The organism is Sphaerisporangium aureirubrum (genome assembly GCF_042658925.1).
In the GTDB taxonomy this organism is placed as follows: Bacteria; Actinomycetota; Actinomycetes; order Streptosporangiales; family Streptosporangiaceae; genus Sphaerisporangium; species Sphaerisporangium aureirubrum.
This window is the reverse complement of the sequence record NZ_JBHSRF010000194.1, coordinates 1-1,059: the sequence shown is the minus strand read 5'-3', so window position 1 is coordinate 1,059 and position 1,059 is coordinate 1. Positions and strand designations below refer to the sequence as shown.

General features: G+C 68.4%; 1 protein-coding gene. It reads right to left on the bottom strand.

What is annotated here, in order from left to right; genetic code table 11:
- The coding region (locus ACFP1K_RS41095) for a DNA translocase FtsK (protein ID WP_380764026.1) at nt 1-1,059 on the bottom strand (1,059 nt) is incomplete at both ends.

The window sequence follows — 1,059 nt, the reverse complement described above, 5'->3', positions numbered from 1 at the left end:
CAGCAGGTCGAGGTCGTCGCCGATCTCCTCGTCGATCTCCTTCTTGGCGGTCGCCACGGCGGCCACGTCGTCGCGGTACTCGGCCTGCATCTGCGTCTTGCAGTGCGTGACGATGTCGTTGATCTCTTTTTCCGACACGAAGGCGTTCTGCAGGCGCATCGGCTTGCTGGCGCCCATCGGCAGGAACAGCGCGTCGCCCTGCCCGACCAGCTTCTCGGCGCCCGGCTGGTCCAGGATGACTCGGGAGTCGGCCAGCGAGGAGGTGGCGAACGCCAGCCGCGAGGGCACGTTGGCCTTGATGAGGCCGGTGACCACGTCCACGCTGGGCCGCTGGGTGGCGATGACCAGGTGGATGCCCGCGGCGCGGGCCAGCTGGGTGATGCGGACGATGGAGTCCTCCACGTCGCGCGGCGCGACCATCATCAGGTCGGCCAGCTCGTCCACGATCACCAGGAGGTACGGGTAGGGCTGGTAGACCCGCTCGCTGCCCGGCGGCGGCACCAGCGTGCCCGCGCGCACCGCCTTATTGAAGTCGTCCACGTGCCGGAACCCGCTGGCGGCGAGGTCGTCGTAGCGGCGGTCCATCTCGCCGACCACCCACTCCAGGGCCTCGGCGGCCTTCTTGGGGTTGGTGATGATCGGGGTGATGAGGTGGGGGATGCCTTCGTAGGTGTTGAGCTCGACCCGTTTGGGGTCGACCAGCACCATGCGCACCTCGTCGGGCGTGGCGCGCATCAGCACCGAGCAGATCAGGCCGTTGATGCAGGTGGACTTGCCCGCGCCGGTGGCGCCCGCGATGAGGATGTGCGGCATCTTGGCGAGGTTGGCCACCAGGGGGCGGCCTTCGACGTCCTTTCCCAGCCCGACGATCATCGGGTGCCGGTCGGCGGCCGCGGTCGCCGAGCGCAGGATGTCGCCGAGGAGGACCATGTCACGGTCGGTGTTGGGAATCTCGACGCCGATGGCCGACTTGCCGGGGATCGGGGACAGGATGCGGACGTCGGCGGACTTGACCGCGTACGCGATGTTCTTGGTGAGCGCGGTGACCTTCTCCACCTT